This window comes from Clostridium sp. CM027, assembly GCF_024730565.1.
Taxonomy (GTDB): domain Bacteria; phylum Bacillota; class Clostridia; order Clostridiales; family Clostridiaceae; genus Clostridium_AD; species Clostridium_AD estertheticum_B.
Genome location: NZ_CP077725.1, coordinates 3,641,340 through 3,660,779, shown reverse-complemented (window position 1 = coordinate 3,660,779; position 19,440 = coordinate 3,641,340). Strand labels below are relative to the sequence as shown.

General features: G+C 32.0%; 19 protein-coding genes, 5 tRNA genes and 2 other annotated features. Of the genes, 4 read left to right on the top strand and 20 right to left on the bottom strand.

The genetic code is table 11. The annotated features are described in order from the left end of the window. Window positions 1-329: 329 nt before the first annotated feature. The 9 genes from pheT to ytxC all read right to left on the bottom strand — a co-directional run bounded on the left by pheT (window position 330) and on the right by ytxC (window position 9,391). A complete protein-coding gene (pheT, locus tag KTC92_RS17445; RefSeq protein ID WP_220287420.1) occupies window positions 330-2,708 on the bottom strand; it encodes a phenylalanine--tRNA ligase subunit beta in 2,379 nt (792 codons plus the stop codon). A gap of 67 nt (window positions 2,709-2,775) precedes the next feature. Beyond that, window positions 2,776-3,795, bottom strand: a complete 1,020-nt coding sequence (pheS, locus tag KTC92_RS17440) for a phenylalanine--tRNA ligase subunit alpha (RefSeq protein ID WP_165414233.1) — start codon at window positions 3,793-3,795, stop codon at window positions 2,776-2,778. 59 nt (window positions 3,796-3,854) lie between these two features. Then, window positions 3,855-4,067: a binding site (T-box leader), on the bottom strand. A 68-nt stretch (window positions 4,068-4,135) separates the two neighbouring features. After that, on the bottom strand, window positions 4,136-4,921 hold the full coding sequence (locus KTC92_RS17435; protein ID WP_216303267.1) for an RNA methyltransferase: 786 nt from the start codon (window positions 4,919-4,921) through the stop codon (window positions 4,136-4,138). Between the two features lie 12 nt (window positions 4,922-4,933). Further along, on the bottom strand, window positions 4,934-5,593 hold the full coding sequence (locus KTC92_RS17430; RefSeq protein WP_165414231.1) for a TrkA family potassium uptake protein: 660 nt from the start codon (window positions 5,591-5,593) through the stop codon (window positions 4,934-4,936). A gap of 11 nt (window positions 5,594-5,604) precedes the next feature. Then, on the bottom strand, window positions 5,605-6,969 hold the full coding sequence (locus tag KTC92_RS17425; protein ID WP_216303268.1) for a TrkH family potassium uptake protein: 1,365 nt from the start codon (window positions 6,967-6,969) through the stop codon (window positions 5,605-5,607). Window positions 6,970-7,087: 118 nt separating this feature from the next. Continuing rightward, window positions 7,088-7,447 carry a 50S ribosomal protein L20 gene (gene rplT / locus KTC92_RS17420; protein WP_165414229.1) on the bottom strand — a complete coding sequence of 120 codons (360 nt, stop codon included), beginning with the start codon at window positions 7,445-7,447 and terminating at the stop codon, window positions 7,088-7,090. 27 nt (window positions 7,448-7,474) lie between these two features. After that, window positions 7,475-7,672 carry a 50S ribosomal protein L35 gene (rpmI, locus tag KTC92_RS17415; RefSeq protein WP_165414228.1) on the bottom strand — a complete coding sequence of 66 codons (198 nt, stop codon included), beginning with the start codon at window positions 7,670-7,672 and terminating at the stop codon, window positions 7,475-7,477. Between the two features lie 20 nt (window positions 7,673-7,692). After that, window positions 7,693-8,220: a translation initiation factor IF-3 gene (infC, locus tag KTC92_RS17410; protein ID WP_165414227.1), complete on the bottom strand. Its 528-nt coding sequence runs from the start codon at window positions 8,218-8,220 to the stop codon at window positions 7,693-7,695. Between the two features lie 34 nt (window positions 8,221-8,254). After that, window positions 8,255-8,366: a sequence feature (ribosomal protein L20 leader region), on the bottom strand. A gap of 122 nt (window positions 8,367-8,488) precedes the next feature. Further along, window positions 8,489-9,391 (bottom strand): putative sporulation protein YtxC, encoded by a 903-nt coding sequence (ytxC, locus tag KTC92_RS17405; protein ID WP_216303269.1) that lies wholly within the window; start codon window positions 9,389-9,391, stop codon window positions 8,489-8,491. Window positions 9,392-9,541: 150 nt separating this feature from the next. Here ytxC and KTC92_RS17400 point away from each other — a divergent pair, with 150 nt between their 5' ends. After that, complete coding sequence (locus KTC92_RS17400) at window positions 9,542-10,237, top strand: DUF6873 family GME fold protein (RefSeq protein WP_220287419.1); 696 nt, start codon at window positions 9,542-9,544, stop codon at window positions 10,235-10,237. 77 nt (window positions 10,238-10,314) lie between these two features. Here KTC92_RS17400 and KTC92_RS17395 read toward each other — a convergent pair. From KTC92_RS17395 to KTC92_RS17360, 8 genes are all read right to left on the bottom strand, one after another. Beyond that, window positions 10,315-10,389: transfer RNA gene (locus KTC92_RS17395), tRNA-Cys, on the bottom strand. 18 nt (window positions 10,390-10,407) lie between these two features. Continuing rightward, a tRNA-Gly gene (locus KTC92_RS17390) sits at window positions 10,408-10,482 on the bottom strand. A gap of 5 nt (window positions 10,483-10,487) precedes the next feature. After that, window positions 10,488-10,563: transfer RNA gene (locus KTC92_RS17385), tRNA-Phe, on the bottom strand. Window positions 10,564-10,593: 30 nt separating this feature from the next. Next, a tRNA-Asp gene (locus tag KTC92_RS17380) sits at window positions 10,594-10,670 on the bottom strand. A gap of 5 nt (window positions 10,671-10,675) precedes the next feature. Continuing rightward, window positions 10,676-10,751: transfer RNA gene (locus KTC92_RS17375), tRNA-Val, on the bottom strand. Between the two features lie 332 nt (window positions 10,752-11,083). Beyond that, the gene (hslO, locus tag KTC92_RS17370) at window positions 11,084-11,965 is read right to left on the bottom strand and encodes an Hsp33 family molecular chaperone HslO (protein ID WP_216303271.1); all 882 of its coding nucleotides are present in this window, start codon (window positions 11,963-11,965) and stop codon (window positions 11,084-11,086) included. 31 nt (window positions 11,966-11,996) lie between these two features. Further along, window positions 11,997-12,734 carry a class I SAM-dependent methyltransferase gene (locus KTC92_RS17365; protein WP_220287417.1) on the bottom strand — a complete coding sequence of 246 codons (738 nt, stop codon included), beginning with the start codon at window positions 12,732-12,734 and terminating at the stop codon, window positions 11,997-11,999. A 98-nt stretch (window positions 12,735-12,832) separates the two neighbouring features. Next, window positions 12,833-13,072: a small, acid-soluble spore protein, alpha/beta type gene (locus KTC92_RS17360; protein ID WP_165414222.1), complete on the bottom strand. Its 240-nt coding sequence runs from the start codon at window positions 13,070-13,072 to the stop codon at window positions 12,833-12,835. Between the two features lie 342 nt (window positions 13,073-13,414). On the opposite strand from KTC92_RS17360, the gene dapA reads away from it, so the two are divergent. Then, window positions 13,415-14,311 carry a 4-hydroxy-tetrahydrodipicolinate synthase gene (dapA, locus tag KTC92_RS17355; protein ID WP_220287415.1) on the top strand — a complete coding sequence of 299 codons (897 nt, stop codon included), beginning with the start codon at window positions 13,415-13,417 and terminating at the stop codon, window positions 14,309-14,311. Continuing rightward, window positions 14,308-15,063 carry a 4-hydroxy-tetrahydrodipicolinate reductase gene (dapB, locus tag KTC92_RS17350; protein WP_220287413.1) on the top strand — a complete coding sequence of 252 codons (756 nt, stop codon included), beginning with the start codon at window positions 14,308-14,310 and terminating at the stop codon, window positions 15,061-15,063. Before dapA ends, dapB begins: the two co-directional genes overlap by 4 nt. Before the next feature lie 206 nt (window positions 15,064-15,269). Here the strand turns inward: dapB and KTC92_RS17345 are convergent, their stop codons facing one another. After that, complete coding sequence (locus KTC92_RS17345) at window positions 15,270-16,421, bottom strand: pyridoxal phosphate-dependent aminotransferase (protein WP_216303275.1); 1,152 nt, start codon at window positions 16,419-16,421, stop codon at window positions 15,270-15,272. 189 nt (window positions 16,422-16,610) lie between these two features. On the opposite strand from KTC92_RS17345, the gene dapD reads away from it, so the two are divergent. Next, window positions 16,611-17,321 carry a 2,3,4,5-tetrahydropyridine-2,6-dicarboxylate N-acetyltransferase gene (gene dapD / locus KTC92_RS17340; protein WP_216303276.1) on the top strand — a complete coding sequence of 237 codons (711 nt, stop codon included), beginning with the start codon at window positions 16,611-16,613 and terminating at the stop codon, window positions 17,319-17,321. 239 nt (window positions 17,322-17,560) lie between these two features. Here the strand turns inward: dapD and KTC92_RS17335 are convergent, their stop codons facing one another. Beyond that, window positions 17,561-18,250 (bottom strand): single-stranded DNA-binding protein, encoded by a 690-nt coding sequence (locus KTC92_RS17335; protein ID WP_220287410.1) that lies wholly within the window; start codon window positions 18,248-18,250, stop codon window positions 17,561-17,563. 182 nt (window positions 18,251-18,432) lie between these two features. Further along, window positions 18,433-19,182 (bottom strand): polysaccharide deacetylase family sporulation protein PdaB, encoded by a 750-nt coding sequence (gene pdaB / locus KTC92_RS17330; RefSeq protein ID WP_309137234.1) that lies wholly within the window; start codon window positions 19,180-19,182, stop codon window positions 18,433-18,435. Window positions 19,183-19,440 lie beyond the last annotated feature (258 nt).

The window sequence follows — 19,440 nt, the reverse complement described above, 5'->3', positions numbered from 1 at the left end:
TTACCTATCAGATCTCCCCGGGTAAGAACGCAATCTTTCACTCCATCTATCTGCTACATTTACACCACTTGTTTCGAATAGTTTTGGGCTTCGTTTTGTATTGCAAACTTACCCACAAGCATATGCCTTATATGTAGTTTCTGTTCGTCAGACCGGAGTTTGGCCGCCAACTTCCTTCAGATTCCATCTCACGATGGACACCCTTGTCTTAAGCTATGCACTTGGCACTATTAACCCGTGCTAGGGACTTTCACCCATTAGATTGCGCCCATGCCGGGCGCACAATGATAAAACCCCCTTATTACTAAGGGAGTTTTAGTTTACTTTCATTATCTAAGCTGCGCACCTAATTTATGCTCTAGAGATCTTAATATCTTTTCATGCACCTTGTTTACTTCTTCATCTGTTAATGTCTTGTCCGAGCGTCTATATACTATAGCATAGGCTATACTTTTCTTTCCTTCTGCTATTTGTTTCCCCTTATACACGTCAAATAATTTTACACTTTCTAAAATATTTCCACCTTGCTTTACAATTATATCATCAATGTCTTGAACTAGAACCCTCTCATCAACTATAAGTGCAATATCCCTTGTTACAGCTGGAAACTTTGGAAGTGCTTTGTATTTCTTATTTAAGTCAGCATATTTATATAATATATCTAAGTTTAATTCTGCTATATAACATCTTGGCTGCACTTCATAGTTCTCCGAAACACTCGGATGAATTTCTCCAACCACACCTATAAATTCTCTCTTTACATATAGGTTTGATGTTTTTCCTGGGTGATAAGTTGGATTTTCACTTTCTCTTTTAAATGATGTATTTTTCATTCCCAAAATATCTAATACATTTTCCACTACACCTTTTAAATCCAAATAATCAGCATTTCCATACATTCCTATAGTTAATATATTTCTTTCCTCTGGAAGCTTATCTGCATCTTCATTTGGTATATACACCTTACCTATTTCGAATAACCTAGCTTCTTCATTATTCCTTGAATAATTCCTTGATAAACATTCCATCATAGATGCTATAGTTGTAGTTCTCATTATACTATAATCTTCTCCTAAAGGATTTTTTATAGTAACTACTTTTCTTAACTCACTATCTTCTGGAACTAATATTTTATTAAATATTTTAGGACTTACAAAAGAATAACTTATGGATTGATTAAGTGCACTGCCAATTAAAGAAAGCACTACTTTATCTTCTAACTTTTGCTTTTCACTTTTCCCACTTTTTGAAGTTTCACAATTAGGAATAGTAGATGGTATGTTATCATAACCATACATTCTAGCTATTTCCTCTGCGACGTCTTCTCTAATGTTAATATCAGACCTAAACGTAGGCACATGTATAACTAAAAAATCCCCTGTTATTTCTGTAGCAAGTTCTAATCTATCAAGGTATATTTTCATATTGGGCATAGATATATTAGTTCCTAAAAATTTATTAATCCAATTTGCATCTACTTCTAAAGTATGAGATTTAACTTTACTCGGATATACCTCAGTGCATCCGTCCATTATTTCACCCGCACCTAATTCTTCTATTAAATGACAAGCTCTATCCATTGCCATTTCAGCCATATTAGGATCTAAATCTTTTTCAAATTTAGAAGATGCATCGGTTCTTAAAGATAATTTCTTAGAAGCGAGTCTTATATTAACCCCATTAAAGTTTGCACTCTCAAATATTATGCTTGTGCTGTCTTCTTTAATTTCTGAATTTAAGCCTCCCATAATGCCTGCAATTGCTATTGTTCTATCTCCATCTTTAATAGTTAAAATGCTTTCATCTAAATCTCTTTCTATCTCATCCAAGGTAATAAATTTTTCTCCGTTACCCGCTCTTTCTATCACTATATCATTAGTCGTAATTTGCCTAGCATCAAATGCATGCATAGGTTGACCAAGCTCTACCATAACGAAGTTTGTGATATCCACTATATTATTTATAGGTCTAATTTCTGCTTCTATAAGTCTTTCCTGCATCCATTGTGGAGAAGGCTCAATTTTTACATTTTTTATACCCTTTAACATATATCTTCTGCAAAGTTCATCATTAATATGAACCTTATAAAGGTCTTCCACATTATCCTTGCAGGTAGCTTTATAATCAAGTGCTGGTTTTCTATACTGCGTGCCTAAAGTTGCAGCCGTTTCTCTAGCTATTCCTAGAATACTTAAGCAATCTGCTCTGTTTGAAGTTATTTCAAAATCTATTAGTACACTTTGAAGATTTAATACTTCTTTTATGTCTTTTCCAATGATGGTATCGCTTGGAAGTATCATTAGTCCATCAACTGGTTCATCAACTGCAATTCCAAGTTCTTCCTCAGAGCAGAACATACCATTTGAAACTATTCCACGGAGTTTACCTTTTTTTATTTTTAGTCCTCCATGTAACGTTGATCCGTGAAGTGCTACTGGTACTATATCCTGTTCTTTCATATTAGTAGCTGCTGTAACGATTTGTGTCGGCTCGTCTAATCCTATATTTACTTGACATATAACTAATTTCTCAGCATCCGGATGTTTTTCTATTTTTATTATTTTCCCTGTAACAACCTTCTCAATTTCAGCACCTGATATAATAACCTCTTCTACTTTCGAACCAGACATGGTTAACTTATCTCCAAGCACCTTTGGTGAAATATCTATATCTACATAATCTTTAAGCCATTTAACTGGAACTTTCATTTTATATCCTCCTACAATTTGTATAGTATTAAATCATCTTCTGCGAAGCTGCATTATTATTTATATTTTAGAATTGTTTTAAAAATCTCATATCACTTTCATAAAGTGCTCTAATATCGTCTATTCCGTATTTTAACATTGTAATTCTATCAAGGCCAAACCCGAAAGCAAATCCGCTATAAACTTCTGGATCAATCCCACAATTTCTTAAAACGTCCGGATGAACCATGCCACAACCTAAAAGTTCTATCCAGCCGCTACCGCCGCAAACCTTGCACCCTTTACCATTGCACACAAAGCAAGTGGCATCCATCTCAGCTGATGGCTCTGTAAAAGGAAAATGATGTGGTCTAAACTTTGTTTCCATTTCGTCCCCGAACATTTTTTGCGTAAATAATTCTAGCGTCCCTTTTAAATCAGCAAAGGTAATTCCCTTATCTACTATAAGCCCTTCAATTTGATAAAATATTGGTGAATGAGTAGCATCTGCTGCATCGGATCTATAAACTTTACCTGGCGCTATCATTTTTATAGGCGGTTTCTGAAGCTCCATAGTTCTTATTTGTATTGGTGAAGTTTGGGTTCTTAAAACTATATTATCATTTATGTAAAAAGTATCTTGTTCACCTCTTGCCGGATGATTTTTAGGTATGTTTAATGCCTCAAAGTTATAATAATCTCTTTCTACCTCAGGGCCCTCTTCAATAACAAATCCCATAGATAAAAATATTTCATTAACTTTTTCAAGTGTTAACTCTAACGGATGTCTTTTACCTACTGTTTGTTTTTTCCCTGGCATAGATATATCTATAACTTCACTTTTTAGCTTCATTTCTTTTTCATTGTTTTTTAATGTATCTGAGGCTTTATCTATAAGTGTCTCTATATCCTCTCTTACTTTATTTGCTAATTTTCCAACAATTGGTCTTTCTTCATTTGATAACTGTCCCATGCCTCTTAATATTTGCGTCAATTCACCTTTTTTGCCCAAATATTTAACTCTGATATTTTCTAATTCTGTTTTAATAGCAGCTCCTTTTAATTCTTCTAAAACTGCAGCTTTTATCGTTTCTAACTTTTCTTTCATAATGAATGCTCCTCTCATATTTTGATAATTCTTTATAAAACAAAAAAAACCATCCCCAATAAAGGGACGGAAAATCCGCGTTACCACCCTAATTGACTAAAAACAGTCCTCTTAGATAAATTTATCGGTTTTACCCGCTATCGGCTACTTTTTTTCACCATTAGAACTCTGGAGTGAACTTGGATATAAAAATTTCTTAATGAAGCTCTCAGTCTAAGGCTTCTTATCCCTGTAAGTATCTTTATATTTACTTTCTCCGTCACAGTTTATTATTAATTTATGGTAGTATACAAAATATTATAACCACAACTACAAAAAAATTCAACTATGAATTTAAAAATCATATATTATTTTTCTGTCTTACGACTTCATACATCATAATTGATGCAGCTACAGCTGCATTTAAAGATTCTGCACCACCAGGCATGGGAATTTTAATTTTCAAATCACATATCTCATAAACTTCGGCGCTTATTCCATTTCCTTCATTTCCAACTGATATAATAACTTTCTCTCTAAGGTCTACATTATAGAAGTTTTTATCAGTATCCAATGAACTAGTAACTAGCTTAAATCCAGCGCTCCTAAGCTTTTGCACCACCGATAGATCACTATCGCAAATAACGGGTATTTTAAAAATAGAACCCATTGTGGATCTTAAAGTTTTTTCATTATAGATATCTACAGTTCCTTTTGTAATTATAACTCCTAGTGCTCCCGCCGCATGAGCTGTTCTAATTATAGTTCCCATATTACCTGGATCTTGTATTTTATCAGCTAACATATAGAAGCCATGATCATATTTAATCTCTACCGGTTTATTTCTAACTGTAGCAATAATACCTTGCGGATTATCCGTATCGCAAATACTTTTAAATAAACTGTCACTAACACTATAAACTTTAGTATTCTTCTGTAGCTTGTTTTTCATACAAGAGTTTTCATATTTTGAATCTCCTCTAGCACTTATAAAAATGTGCACCACTTCAAAATCAGAATCCAAAGCTTCTTCTACAAATCTGAAACCTTCAACTAAAAACATATTACTGTCTTTCCTATATTTCTTTTCTTTTAACTTTTTGATATCTTTAATCAATAAATTATCCTTACTTTGAATATGTTCCAAACTGAATGCTCCTTATTTAACTAGATTTTCCAACTTATTTAATTCTTCAATATTACCTATTGCAACAATAATATCACCTGGTTCAACAATATTATCAGCTGCTGGAGCAACATCAATATCATTGTTTCTTTTTATAGCCATTACATTTATACCATATTGAGCTCTTATATTTAATTCTCCCAGGGTTTTATTATGCCATTCTTCAGGACTAATAACTTCAGCTATACTATAATCAGGAGATAATTCAATATAATCTAATATATTTGATGATACTAAATTATGAGCAACGCGTACACCCATATCTCTTTCTGGAAAAACTACTCTGTCTGCCCCTATTTTATATAATACTTTAGCATGCAGGGCATTAGTCGCTTTTGTTATCACATATTTTACTCCTAATTCTTTAACTAAGAGTGTTGCCAAAATGCTAGATTGGATATTAGAACCTATACTAATGACTGCACAATCAAAATTACGAATTCCAAGAGCCCTTAAGCTATTTTCATCATTCGCATCAGCTTGAACTGCATGAGTTACATTATCCGAAATATTTTGAACTACATCTTCATCAAAATCAACTGCTAATACATCATTTCCCAAAGAATATAATGTTTCAGCAACGGATTCTCCAAATCTTCCGAGACCTATAACGATAAACTGTTTTTTACTCATTAACCCCACCCCTATCCAATTAAAATTTTGCCTTCTGGGTATTTTATATTTCCCGATTTACTTTTTTTATTTTTAGCTAATGCTAGTATTATAGTAAGTGGTCCCACTCTCCCTGCATACATGGTAAGTAAGATTATTACCTTTCCTACAAATGTTAATTTTGTAGTTAATCCGAGTGTTAATCCAACTGTAGCAAATGCTGAAGTAGCCTCATACAAAAAGTATTCAAAAGGAATATTCGGGCTCTGTGTAATAGATAATATCATGGTAACTGATATAACAATTGTTAGGGAAATAAGTGATACTGCAAACGCTTTATACACAAATTCTTTGCTTATGCGCTTTTGAAATATTTCAGTATCTTCTCTTCCACGAACCACAGACACTATAGTCATAAAAATCACAATGGCAGTAGTCGTTTTTATTCCACCCGCCGTTGATCCAGGCGATCCTCCAATAAACATTAAAATTATTGTTAAAAACTTTCCCGCCGTGGTCATTTTACCGAGTGGTATAGAATTAAACCCTGCTGTTCTTGGGGAAACTGATGCAAAAACGGAAGATAAAAATTTGCCCTTAATAGACATTCCTTGCATAGTGTCAGCATTATTCATCTCAAAAATATACATAAGTATTGCCCCTAAAACAACCAATGCTATCGTCGAGTAAATAACTATTCTAGCATGGAGGGACAATCTTTTTGTTCCCTTGCAATTATAAATTTCTACCCAAACATAAAATCCTAACCCACCTATTATTATTAATGCTGCAATTGTTAATATTACTACAGAATTACTAGCATAAGCAGTGACACTATTAAAGTTTCCAATCAAATCAAACCCAGCATTGCAGAACGCAGACACCGAATGGAACACGCTATAATAAATCCCTTTGGCAATTCCAAATTCAGGAATAAATTGTGTTGAGAATAACACCGCACCTGTTATCTGAACATAAATTGTAAATATCAATACATATCTGACCATTTTCACTAACCCTTGTAATGAGTTTACATTCATAGCTTCCTGCATCACTAGTCTTTCCTTTAATGTTATTCTTTTCCCTAAAATTAAAAAAACTAAAGTAGCTACAGACATAAATCCAAGTCCACCTATTTCTATAAGTAACATGATCACTGTTTTGCCAAAATATGTCCAATATGTTCCCGTGTCTAGTACTATAAGTCCCGTAACACACACAGCAGATGTAGAGGTAAATATACAATCTATGAAAGGCGTAATTTTACCACTTTGCGAAGCTATAGGTAGGCTTAATAGTATAGCCCCTATGACTATGACTATAGCAAACCCTAATGCAAGTATCCGAACAGGAGTATATATGCTTTTCTTTTTAAGATCTTTAATATCTAATTTCAAATTATTCACCTCTAAATTTTCAACTATGATGTTTTACTAATTATATCACTTTACATGTTTTTGTCAAAAATGCAATAAAAAATGCAGCCGTATGGCTACATTTTTGAATAAATAATTTTTATGCTTGTAATTGTTTTTTTGCAACTTCTACTAATTCAGCAAAAGCTTTTGGATCATTTATTGCAATTTCAGAAAGCATTTTTCTGTTAATATCTATGCCTGAAAGTTTCATTCCATTCATGAATCTTGAATATGAAAGGTCATTTAACCTTGTAGCAGCATTGATTCTAGCTATCCAAAGTTTTCTAAAATCTCTTTTCTTTAATTTTCTTCCGATATAACCATTTCTAAGTGCTCTCATTACTGCTTCATTAGCTGTTTTAAATAACTTACTTCTACCACCATAGTAGCCTTTTGCAAGCTTTAATACTTTTTTATGGTTTTTACGAGAGTTAACTGCTCGCTTAATTCTTGCCATTTAATATACCTCCTAATCACCATTCAATTATAAGTATGGTAACAATTTCTTCATCGATTTTATTTGAGTTGTTGAAACATATGCTGTTTTTCTAAGGTTTCTTTTTCTTTTCGGGCTTTTCTTTGTTAATATATGACTTGTAAAAGCTTTAGCTCTTTTTAACTTACCTGTTCCTGTTTTCTTAAATCTTTTTGCTGCGCCTCTATGTGTTTTCATTTTAGGCATAATAAAATTCCTCCTCTCAGTTATGCTTTTTTGGGAGCTAAAATCATTATCATATTTCTTCCCTCTTGTCTCGCTGGTTTTTCAACAATATAAACATCACCGATTTTTTCTACAAAAGATTTTAATATCTTATGTCCGACTTTTGAGTTTTCAATTTCTCTACCTCTAAATCTTACGGTTATCTTTACCTTATCTTCATCTAACAAGAATTTTTTAGCATTACTAGCCTTAATTGCAATATCATGATCTTCTATTGTTGCACTTAATCGTATTTCTTTAAGATTAACAACTTTTTGTTTCTTTTTAGCTTCTTTTTCTTTTTTCTGTTGCTCATAGATAAACTTACCAAAATCCATTATTCTACATACTGGAGGTTTCGCGGTAGGAGACATCATAACTAAATCTAAATCTTTCTCTTCCGCAAGATTCAACGCATCTTTAGTATTCAAGATACCCAATGCAGAACCATCAGCTCCAATAACTCTTATTTCTCTAACTCTGATTTCTTCATTCATCATGAAATCTTTGTTTTTACTAATAATTTTCACCTCCTAAGTGTATTTAGATAAAAATATAATATTTAAACAATTAAAAGGACGACAAAATGCCGTCCCTAATAGTAACAAATTTAAATTACTAATTAACCTAACTAGCATTACTGTTAGGTGAGAAACGGCTGTTTCTTCTTGTAAAAGATAACTCTATTATATTAAAATATTTTTTATATTTTCACTCACAACAATTCAAAGTATACTATCTAAGTATTTGTTTGTCAACACTTTTTTATTTATTTTATTCACATATCAATATGCCTTACTACCATACAAGAGTTTCTTTTTTTATCTCTTCACATTTAACACATTTATCACAATAATAGACCCTATCTGCAAAAACCTTGTTTATCGTTTGTATTAGTTCTTTATTTTTACAATGCTCTACACAGTGTATAATTACTTTTTTAGGAGCATTGGTTATCATAGTGCTAATAATAAGTTCCTCTCGATTTTCTTTTGAATCAAATTTAACATCCGGTAACTCCATCATCATATTTCCTACTAAATCATTACCTTCTTCATCTGTTAAACGATAATTTCCGTTTTTTTCAATTAGAATATTAATCTCATCTACCTTACTATCCTGAACATCAACAAAGTATTTAAGCAATTTTATAAACTCATTATATTCTTTCTCTACCATATACTCTTCCACAACTTTATCCACTATGCACTCTAAATCTCCCTTTAGCTCTTTTGTCCTAAAGGTTAAAAATCCACTTATATTAATTTCATTATTTTCTTCTATACATTTAGTTATCTTATCAATTATACTATTTTTCCTATTCATACAATATACTCCATTAGGTCCGGATATTTCGCCCTCACTACTCAAGTATTCTTGTATCCTAGGTTTAATTTGTTCTATTTCATCATATTGCAGAAAAAAATAAGATTCATCTAAAAATTTTTTGAGTCCTTTTTTACAAAATTCCATTACAACTATTTTATATAACATGTTTGCAACATGCAAATTAAATGTTTTGATACTAGCATCGCTTAAGTTGTCATCATCACAAAAAAACTTTACTACGTGAGTATCCCCTATTATATTTTCCGATATACCTGAAAAATTTTTTTTATCTTCAAAACACTTCTTAATGTCTTTAATTTCATCAATAATACATTCCATACTCCTATTATATACAATAGTTAATAAAAGCATTTCGCACACTCCTTTCTCACTAAGATAGTATGTGTGTAATATTAATGTATATGCAAAATAGATTAAACAATTATCGACATATTGCAATTTGTGATAGCTTTGTGTTATAAAATAAACATAAGAAAATAAATATTAAATAGGAGTATTGTAATGAAAAATATTATTGTTGATTTTAGAATTCATAATGAAGAAAAAGAATATTTAGTTTCTAGAGGATATAACTTGCTTATTTGCCCACCTAGCAACATTTTATACGAGGCTGTATGTGGTCACCCTGATATGCTTATGCATATTTTAGGCAAAGATATTATAGTTCATAAAGACATGGATAATGAATTCATACTGAGCTTAATTTTGTTAAATTATAAAGTTTATAAATCAAATTCAACTTTAAAAGATAAATACCCTTATGACATATGTCTCAATTCATTAAGCCTAGGCAATCTTTTTATTCACTCAGTTAATTTTACTGATACTAATCTTTTGTCACTATTAAAAACAAGAACATTAATAAACGTTAAGCAAGGTTATACAAAATGTTCTACTTGCATTGTAAATGATCATGCAGTCATAACTAGTGATGTTTCTATCGCTAAGGCTTTAAGCATTGAAAAAATAGATATTTTATTAATTCCACCTGGTGATATTATCCTTCCCGGGCTTAACTACGGTTTTATAGGTGGCGTAACAGGTCTTATCGAAGATAATGTCTTAGCTTTTTATGGTCACTTAGATCATTATTTGTATGGGAAAGAAGTATTAAATTTTTTAAATAAGCATAAGGTAGAACCTGTATTTTTGAGAAATGGAAAACTAATCGATAGAGGTAGTATTTTTAGAGTCTAACGAATCCAAAATATACTGAAATAAAAAAAGTAGTCTAAATGCTGAAATATCAGCATTTAGACTACTTTTTATTGTTTTGGAGGCGCCACCCGGATTTGAACCGGGGAATAAAGGTTTTGCAGACCTTGACCTTACCGCTTGGCTATAGCGCCATTATTCATAATTATAGTTGGAGCGGAAGACGAGATTCGAACTCGCGACGTTCACCTTGGCAAGGTGACGCTCTACCACTGAGCCACTTCCGCAACACTGGTGGCTAGACCAGGAATCGAACCAGGGACACGAGGATTTTCAGTCCTCTGCTCTACCGACTGAGCTATCCAGCCTTAATAATTTTCAAATTTACTAAATTCAAATGGCGACTCAAAAGGGACTCGAACCCTCGACCTCCGCCGTGACAGGGCGGCACTCTAACCAACTGAGCTATTGAGCCATATGTGGTGGGAACAACAGGGTTCGAACCTGTGACCCTCTGCTTGTAAGGCAGATGCTCTCCCAGCTGAGCTATGCTCCCACATATCTTTATCAGACTAGTACAGTTTACATCATTTCATAAAACTTGTCAACAACTTTATGTATTAACTGTTTTTTTACTTTACTGTTAACTTCCTCGTCCATGTGTACTTTGTGAGTACTTTATTATATTATAAGATTTCCTTACGGCTGTCAACCATAAATATGGTGAATATTCACGTATATTTAAATTATACTCCCTATTTATCGAATTTACTCCACTTTGCTACGATTTGAAACATATATTACTATTGAATATAGTTTGTGTATTGCTTTCTATAAAAAGCAATACCACATATACTATATTCTCTTTATCCAAAGCTGCATTTTTATCTATGAATTAGCTTCTTTAAGTAATTGCCCAATTTCTTCATGATTAAATTCATAATTTTCATTACAAAAATGGCATTTAAGTTCTTCGGTTTTACCATCATTATATAATTCTTCTAAATCCTTTTTACCTATACTTATTAAGGCCCTCTCAACCCTTTCCCTGCAGCAATCACATTTATACGTCGGCTTAACCTCTTCATGTATTTTAAGTTCCATATCTTCAAAAATAAATTCCAAAATTTCTTCGATGTTCATCCCTTTTGCTATTAATTCAGTTATAGATGGAATTTCTTCAAGCCTATACGTTATTATATCAGCTAAAAATTCGTCTGCACCAGGCATCATTTGGATTATAAAACCTCCTGAAGCTTTAATGCTCATATCCGTGTCAACTAAAACTCCGAGTCCCACAGCAGACGGCGTTTGCTCTGATACAGTAAAGTAATAAGCTAAGTCATCCCCAATTTCACCTGTACAGATTGGCACTTGACCTATGTACGGTTCCTTTAGTCCCATATCTCTTATAATCCTTAAATAACCATCCGTACCAACGGCAGCACTTACATCAAGTTTCCCCTGTTTGTTTGCAGGCAAATCTACATTAGGGTTTCCTATGTACCCTTTTACACTTACATCAGCATGTGCAGTTACTACCACGCCTCTCGCTTCTCCTCCGCCATCAATTTGAAGTGTTAAACTATCTTGCTGCGACTTTAACATGCTTCCCATAAGAGCACCAGCCGTTAGCATCCTACCAAAAGCAGCTGCTGCCGTGGGTGCACACAAATGCATAGAAACTCCCTCATTTACTAAACCCGTAGTTATTGCTGCGACTATTCTAACCTGGCCTTCCTTTGCAGTAGCTCTAACCAATTTATCCATATACTAGCCTCCTGTAAACTATTTTTGTTTTTTACTTCTTAAGTACGTAACATATTCGCTCTGTGATTTTACTTACTACTTTATCTTCATAGTTATCCATCTTTTTAATTATTTCGAACCCAATTTCTTTTATAACACTTTCTACATATTCTTCTTTATAAGCCCTTTCAGAGTGTTGCTCATCAAAGCGTCTGAACACTTGTCCTTCTTTTACAAAAAAAGTTAAATTCATTTGTACTATATCATTTTCTAAATAATTTTCCCAAATATACACTACATCATCACTATCGTAATTATAAATATTATTACCAAGCACATTGGTAAGTTTATAATAAGAGTTAATATCAAAGATGAATAACCCATCCTGTTTTAATAAATCATAAGCGCCTAATAAATACTTTTTAAAATTTTCTTTTTTTAATATATAGTTGCTAGAATCTAATCCGCAAGTTATAAGGTTAAAAGTATTATCTAAATTCAATTCACAAATATCTTGGCATACAAATTTTGCTCCTACCCGAGCATCCCTCATCTTTTTCTCTGCTTGACTTAACATATCACAAGATAAATCAACTGCCCAGGTATGCTTAAACTCATTTGCAATTTCTATAGTAAGATTTGCTGTACCACAGGCTAAATCTAAATAACTCTCCATATCTAAGTGATGCTCTTTGCAAATACATAATATTTTGGAAGCCCATGTTTTATAATCAATATCAGAATTGATTAATTCATCATATATACAAGCAAACTCTTTGTAACAGTTCATATTAACATTTCTCCTTTATATTCCTCTTAATACTATAATGGTATATAATATACTAACCTATATACCAAATATTGTCCAAATTAATTTGCTTAATATCTTTAAAAATCTTTGTTTTTAGGGAGATTTATGGCTTTCTTTCTTTTTGTCATTAAGCCTCCAATTCTTCCTGTTTCTTCTGCTGTTAATCCACTCCAACCATCCACATCTATCTTTTCTGTTAATCCTAATTCTTCCGCTATTTCATATTTTAACGATTCTCTTAGCATTTCGTTTTTAGTTAACTCTTTATTTGTTCTTAACTTAGCTTTTATAACTTTTTTCAAAGGTGTTTTACCCATCATATACCTCCTAATTATAATTGTAATATCTTATATTTTTTACAATTCGAGGTTTTTTTATTCATAATAAAAAATAAATATTACCCGTTATTTAATCATAATATGATTTAAATTACAGTTTTATAAATATACCCATTAAATTATACCTTGCTGATTTTCAGTTTTTTTTTTTAAAGTATATATATTTTTACATATGGGCTATATAATATAATCTAATGAAGAAAAATATTTTAGTGATAATTTATGTGTTTCCTAATTCATTATGAAGAATATTACGAAATGCTTCACTAAAAGCGATCTAAATTAATAACTATATAGTATAAACTACTAGGAGGTAATCTTATGAGTATTTTTAAAGGTTCTGGTGTTGCAATAGTCACTCCGTTTAATGAAAGAGGCGTAGATTTTAAAAAACTCGAAGAATTAATAGAATGGCATATCAAAAGCATGACAGATGCTATTGTAGTATGTGGTACTACAGGTGAAGCTTCTACTATGACAGAGCAAGAAAGAAAAGAGACTATAAAATTTGTAGTTGATCTAGTTAATAAGAGAATTCCAGTAATCGCGGGCACAGGAAGTAACAATACTGCCGCTGCAATAAGTATGAGTAGATGGGCAGAAAAAATAGGCGTAGACGGATTACTTGTAATTACGCCTTACTATAACAAGACTACTCAAAAAGGCTTAGTTGAGCATTTCAAAGCAATTGCAAATAGTGTAACTTCACCAATAATAATATACAACGTTCCTTCGAGAACAGGTCTTAATATTACTCCAAACACACTTCTAAAATTATGCGAAGTACAAAACATTGTAGCAATTAAAGAAGCGAGCGGCGATATAAGTCAGATAGCACAGATTAAAGCACTCTGCGGAGATAGAATAGATATCTATTCAGGTAATGACGACCAAGTTATACCTATACTTTCCTTAGGAGGTATCGGAGTTATATCTGTTCTTTCAAATATAATTCCTACAGTGATTCATAACATGTGTGAATTATATTTAAAAGGCGAGCATGCAAAAGCTCTAAAAATACAATTGGAGTATCTTCCTCTTAATGGCTCTATATTCATAGAAACTAATCCTATCCCTGTAAAAACAGCTATGAATCTTATGGGAATGGAAGTCGGGGCTTTAAGACTACCACTATGTGAAATGGATGAAATAAATTTACAGATTCTAAAAAAAGAATTAAAAGCATATAATATCCCTTTAAAGGAGGAAATCAAATGATTAGAATGCTTCTAAATGGCTGCAATGGAAAGATGGGCAAAGTTATTTCTGAAATGGCTAAAGCATCAACAACGATTTCAATTGTTGCAGGTGTTGATAAAAATTCATTTAATTTAGGCTATACATGCTATGATAGCATACTTGAATGCGAAAATGATATAGATGTGATTTTAGATTTTTCAAGGCCAGATGCTTTAGATTCCTTATGTAAGTATTCTAAAGAGAAAAATATCCCTATTGTGTTCTGCACTACTGGTTACACGCAAGAACAGTTATCTAAAATTAGTTCCCTCAGCACCGAAATCCCAGTATTCCACTCTGCAAATATGTCTATAGGTATAAATGTTGTTAATAATATACTTAAAAGCATAAGCAATATGCTTTACAAGGATTTTGACATTGAGATAATTGAAAAGCATCATAATCAAAAAGTCGATTCCCCTAGTGGTACCGCTTTACTCCTTGCAAATACAATTAAAGATTCTATAGATGACGAAACCACCTTTGTCAAAGGACGTGATGGTTTAAGTAAAAGACAACCTAATGAAATAGGGATTCATGCTATCCGTGGTGGAAGTATTATAGGTGATCATGAAGTCATATTTGCAGGAAAAGGAGAATGTATTGAAATTAAGCATACTGCAATATCAAGAGATGTTTTTGCAATAGGTGCACTTAAAGCTTGCGAATATATATACGGAAAAGAAAAAGGTCTATATAGTATGGATGATGTAGTTAATATGTCAATATAACGACAGTTCAGACGGAAAGTCTCCCATTACTACACGCTGGAGTTACGCGCCCTAACAAATAAAAAACTTCAGTTGGAGTACAAATCTCCTTCTGAAGTCGTTAATACAGCTCCGCAGGAGATGATTTAGCCTTTAAACTAGAAAAGCAACCTTCAAAGTATTAAATACTTAAATAGGTTGCTTTTCTAGTTCAATATTTTTAAAAATTACTCAGGTAATGATTTAATCCACTTTTCCATTCTATCTAAAGCCTCTTTTAACACTTCCATACTATAAGAATATGATATCCTTATGAAACCTTCTCCTCCGGTGCCAAAAGCCGAACCAGGCACAACAGCGACCTTGCCTTCATTCAACAGTCTGTTGCAAAACTCTTCGCTACTCATAGAAAATTTTGTTATAGAGGGAAATATATAAAAGGCCCCTTTAGGAATAGTTGTATCCATTCCCATTTGCTTCAACCTTTTATATACATAATCTTTTCGCCTCTCAAACTCCACTTTCATATTATTTACATCATTCATGCTAGAAAGTAATCCTTCGCACGCACCCCATTGAGATATTGAGGCTGCACAAGAAACATTATACTGATGTACTTTCATTATATTATCCATGATATATTTGCTAGCACAAACATATCCAACTCTAAGTCCCGTCATTGAAAACATTTTAGAAAATCCACCCACCAAAATTACTTTATTCCTTAATTCATCAATTTGAGCTAATGAATAGTATTTTTCATAACATAATGAGCTATAAATTTCATCACTTATTATGTAAATATTTTTTTCTTTTAGAATTTGAAAAAGTTTATTTCGCTCGAATAATGTTAATGTTGCTCCAGTAGGGTTAGACGGATGTGACATCACTAAAATCTTAGGATTTTCTTCATTAATAAGTTTATTTAATGTTTCAAAATTAATAGTAAAATCACTGTTAAGCTTATAATTAACTACTTCTGCTCCAAAAATCTTTACACAGCTCTCATAAGCTGGATAAGCTGGAGTCGGTACCAGCACTTTGTCTCCAACATTTAAAAATGCTGCAAATGTGCATAGAAGTGCCTCACTTCCACCAACAGTCACAGTTATTTCATCAGCTGAATAGTTGATGCCTGTGCCGCATAAAAAATTAGAAATCTCATGTCGTAGCTCCGGAATACCTGCATTAGTTGTATACTCAGTTTTATTTTCATTAATAGCTTGGATCATGGCTTTCTTAATATTTTTAGGCACTGGAAAATCAGGTTGACCAAGAGTCAGTGAAATCGCCCCTTCAACTTGTGGAACCTTATTAAAAAATTTTCTAATTCCAGAAATCTCTACATTGCTTACATTTTTTGAAAATAAATTATTCATAACATCATCCTTTTCAATGTGTTTGTGCTTTCAATTATTTGCATTATAAGTATTTTACTATATAATAGAATAAAAATCAGTATTTTTTAAATTGTTCTAGGATAATGCTAATATTTATGGTGTAATCGAAATTAAATGCATAAAAATGAAAATTTGGCTTAATACTTATAATACGAAAGGAGATTAACTATGAACTATGATTTAACCGACCCTTATGAAATTGCAAGATACATAAAAGAAGCTAAAAAGGCAACTCCACTTAAACTCTATATTGATGGAGATTTATCACAATGCGAATTTGGCAATATAGAAAGTTTTGGTAACGGAAGCTTTTATATCCTTTTTGGAGAAAGTAATGAGGTATCAGATTTTCTAATAAAGTATAAAGACAGAATCAAAAAATCCAAACTTGAACAAGACAGACGAAACTCCGCTATTCCTTTGATAGATTTAAAAAATATCGATGCAAGAATTGAACCAGGTGCAATTATACGCGACAAGGTTACCATAGGTAAAAATGCCGTTATAATGATGGGTGCCATAATTAACATAGGTGCTGAAATTGGCGATGAAACTATGGTAGATATGAACGCTGTTGTTGGTGCCAGAGGTAAACTCGGTAAAAGAGTTCATTTAGGTGCAGGTGCAGTAATCGCAGGAGTGTTAGAACCTCCAAGTAAAAGTCCTTGTGAAATTGGAGACAATGTACTAATTGGAGCCAATGCTGTAATTTTAGAAGGAGTAAAAATCGGAAATAATTCTATAGTGGCAGCAGGATCTGTAGTTGTAAATGATGTTCCTGAAAATGTTGTAGTTGCTGGAACACCCGCAAAAATAATAAAAAATGTGGATAGTGGAACTAAAGAAAAAACTAAACTACTTGATGATTTAAGAAAATAACAAAAATTAAAAGAGCATATATTACTACAAATTCATCTTACTTTGCTAAGTAATTCTAAACTAATTTTATTGAAAGATACTAAACAGTACAAACTCGCTAACGCTCAAACATGTACTGTTCTTAACGTATCTTCCGATAAAATTAGTTTGAATTACTAAAGCTTGTTCGAATGTATTTTACGTAATATATGCTCTTTTCAACCCCATTAAAAGAAGAAAATTCATTCTACATATCTATACTATATAACGTCTAGAGCTTCAAGGTCCTGCTCTTCATCAATCATATCCGCTTCTACAGTGCCCCCACCATCTTTAGCAACCTTTTCCATCTTTGATATAGAGACTTCATATGCCACTTTCTTTATAACTTCGTCATCTGATAATTTCTTTTGATATTCTCTACTCTGAAGTCTTCCCCATATTCTTATATTATCTCCTACTTCAAGACTTTTACAAAACCTAGAATTTCGTCCCCAAGCAATTGTAGGTATATAATCAGATTTATTATACAATCTGTTAACTGCTAAAAGCATGTCCGCAATCTCTCTCCCAAACGGAGTTGTCCTATACACTGGACTCTTGCAAATATATCCATCTAAAAATATTTGATTTGGATTCTTACTGTGTTCTTCACAAATTTTAATATCTCTAGCAAATACCGTTAATATTAATCGGTTAGATCCGTCAACGAATTTATTGTAAGATCTAAGTTGACCTTCAACTATAAACTCATTTCCTATTGTAATATTCATACCTGCAATTAATCTTTCAGAAATTGTTATAGTTAAAATATCTGTTGTTTCACTAAGTCTCCAAACCTCAAAATCAAATACATAAAAGCCTTCTCCATACATTTCATGACTGAATTTCAATTCAGATACTACCTTTCCTTCTAAATAAATCTTGTTATTTAACATAACATTATCCATCATAATCCCTCTTTCCCTTAGTTTTTTTTAATAAACTTTCTTTAGAATATAAATATTCAGTTTTTCAATGTAATATACCTAATATTAAGAGAATTTTGTTTATATCTATTTTTCCAAAATTATAACTAATTGGTATTTCCATTATAATACAAATACACCGTGGATTTCAATACATTTAATTTTTATTTTTGTATTTGTTTTCCTGATTCATTTATATAATAGTTTTTTTTGTATATAAGATCTGATATTTTTACAAATTTATAGCCTTGAGCCTTAAAATGTTTTAAAATTTTTTCTAAATTTTCAGGGGTATACTTTGCATTATTGTGAAATAAAAGTATGGAGCCCGGCTTAGTCTTTTTAATTATTCTATTATACTCAATTTCTGCCCCCTGCTCTTTCCAATCAATACTATCTGCATCCCATTGAATACAATAATGATTTGTTGATTCTACGGTTTCAATTACTAAATTATTATATTCTCCAGATGGGCATCTAAAAAGGGTTGTTTCTTTCCCTGTTATAGCCATTATTTTAGCATCTGTGGTGGTTATTTCTTTGTTCATTCTCTCCTTGGATATTGTAGTCATTATAGGATGCTTATTGGAATGGTTTCCTATTTCATGACCTTTTTGATGCATCGTCTTTACCCTATCCGGATACTGGTCTAGCCACGCTCCCACTATAAAAAACGTTGCTTTAGCATTGTACTTATCTAATATTTTTAATATATCATCTGTTCTATCATCGCCCCAGTTTGCATCAAAAGAGATCGCAACCTTTTTCTCTTTAGTATCTACGGAGTAAATTGGTAATTTACGTTGCTCACCCAAAAACGCACCCTTAGTTTTTAAGTTATAAACACCTATAATTGATAAAATCACAATGAAAATCGCACAAAATACTATTAATTTTTTTTTTATGTAATTCATATTCATATCCTCTTATATCCTCCTTATAATCGCTTTGTGCCAAAGTAATAGATATCCCCTATCGTCTCCTCGCACATTTATACTTTAAATTTATATTCTATAAGTTAATATATATGTGTATAATTTAATTTATAAAGTTTATTTCTTTTGAAAATTCAGATAAACCATTATATAGTATTAAAATTAAAAGCACCGATTCATTTCGGTGCTTTTTATGTTATAATGTTTATAGTTAATTTTACATGAAATGATACCGTT

Excerpts from the sequence above, each read along its gene's own strand:
- pheT (WP_220287420.1), bottom strand. The coding sequence starts at position 2,708 with ATGAAAGTTCCAGTTAAATGGCTTAAAGATTATGTAGATATAGATATT.
- pheS (WP_165414233.1), bottom strand. The coding sequence starts at position 3,795 with ATGAAAGAAAAGTTAGAAACGATAAAAGCTGCAGTTTTAGAAGAATTA.
- KTC92_RS17430 (WP_165414231.1), bottom strand. The coding sequence starts at position 5,593 with ATGAGTAAAAAACAGTTTATCGTTATAGGTCTCGGAAGATTTGGAGAA.
- rplT (WP_165414229.1), bottom strand. The coding sequence starts at position 7,447 with ATGGCAAGAATTAAGCGAGCAGTTAACTCTCGTAAAAACCATAAAAAA.
- rpmI (WP_165414228.1), bottom strand. The coding sequence starts at position 7,672 with ATGCCTAAAATGAAAACACATAGAGGCGCAGCAAAAAGATTTAAGAAA.
- ytxC (WP_216303269.1), bottom strand. The coding sequence starts at position 9,391 with ATGCTTTTATTAACTATTGTATATAATAGGAGTATGGAATGTATTATT.
- KTC92_RS17400 (WP_220287419.1), top strand. The coding sequence starts at position 9,542 with ATGAAAAATATTATTGTTGATTTTAGAATTCATAATGAAGAAAAAGAA.
- hslO (WP_216303271.1), bottom strand. The coding sequence starts at position 11,965 with ATGGATAAATTGGTTAGAGCTACTGCAAAGGAAGGCCAGGTTAGAATA.
- KTC92_RS17365 (WP_220287417.1), bottom strand. The coding sequence starts at position 12,734 with ATGAACTGTTACAAAGAGTTTGCTTGTATATATGATGAATTAATCAAT.
- KTC92_RS17360 (WP_165414222.1), bottom strand. The coding sequence starts at position 13,072 with ATGGGTAAAACACCTTTGAAAAAAGTTATAAAAGCTAAGTTAAGAACA.
- dapA (WP_220287415.1), top strand. The coding sequence starts at position 13,415 with ATGAGTATTTTTAAAGGTTCTGGTGTTGCAATAGTCACTCCGTTTAAT.
- dapB (WP_220287413.1), top strand. The coding sequence starts at position 14,308 with ATGATTAGAATGCTTCTAAATGGCTGCAATGGAAAGATGGGCAAAGTT.
- KTC92_RS17345 (WP_216303275.1), bottom strand. The coding sequence starts at position 16,421 with ATGAATAATTTATTTTCAAAAAATGTAAGCAATGTAGAGATTTCTGGA.
- dapD (WP_216303276.1), top strand. The coding sequence starts at position 16,611 with ATGAACTATGATTTAACCGACCCTTATGAAATTGCAAGATACATAAAA.
- KTC92_RS17335 (WP_220287410.1), bottom strand. The coding sequence starts at position 18,250 with ATGGATAATGTTATGTTAAATAACAAGATTTATTTAGAAGGAAAGGTA.
- pdaB (WP_309137234.1), bottom strand. The coding sequence starts at position 19,182 with ATGAATTACATAAAAAAAAAATTAATAGTATTTTGTGCGATTTTCATT.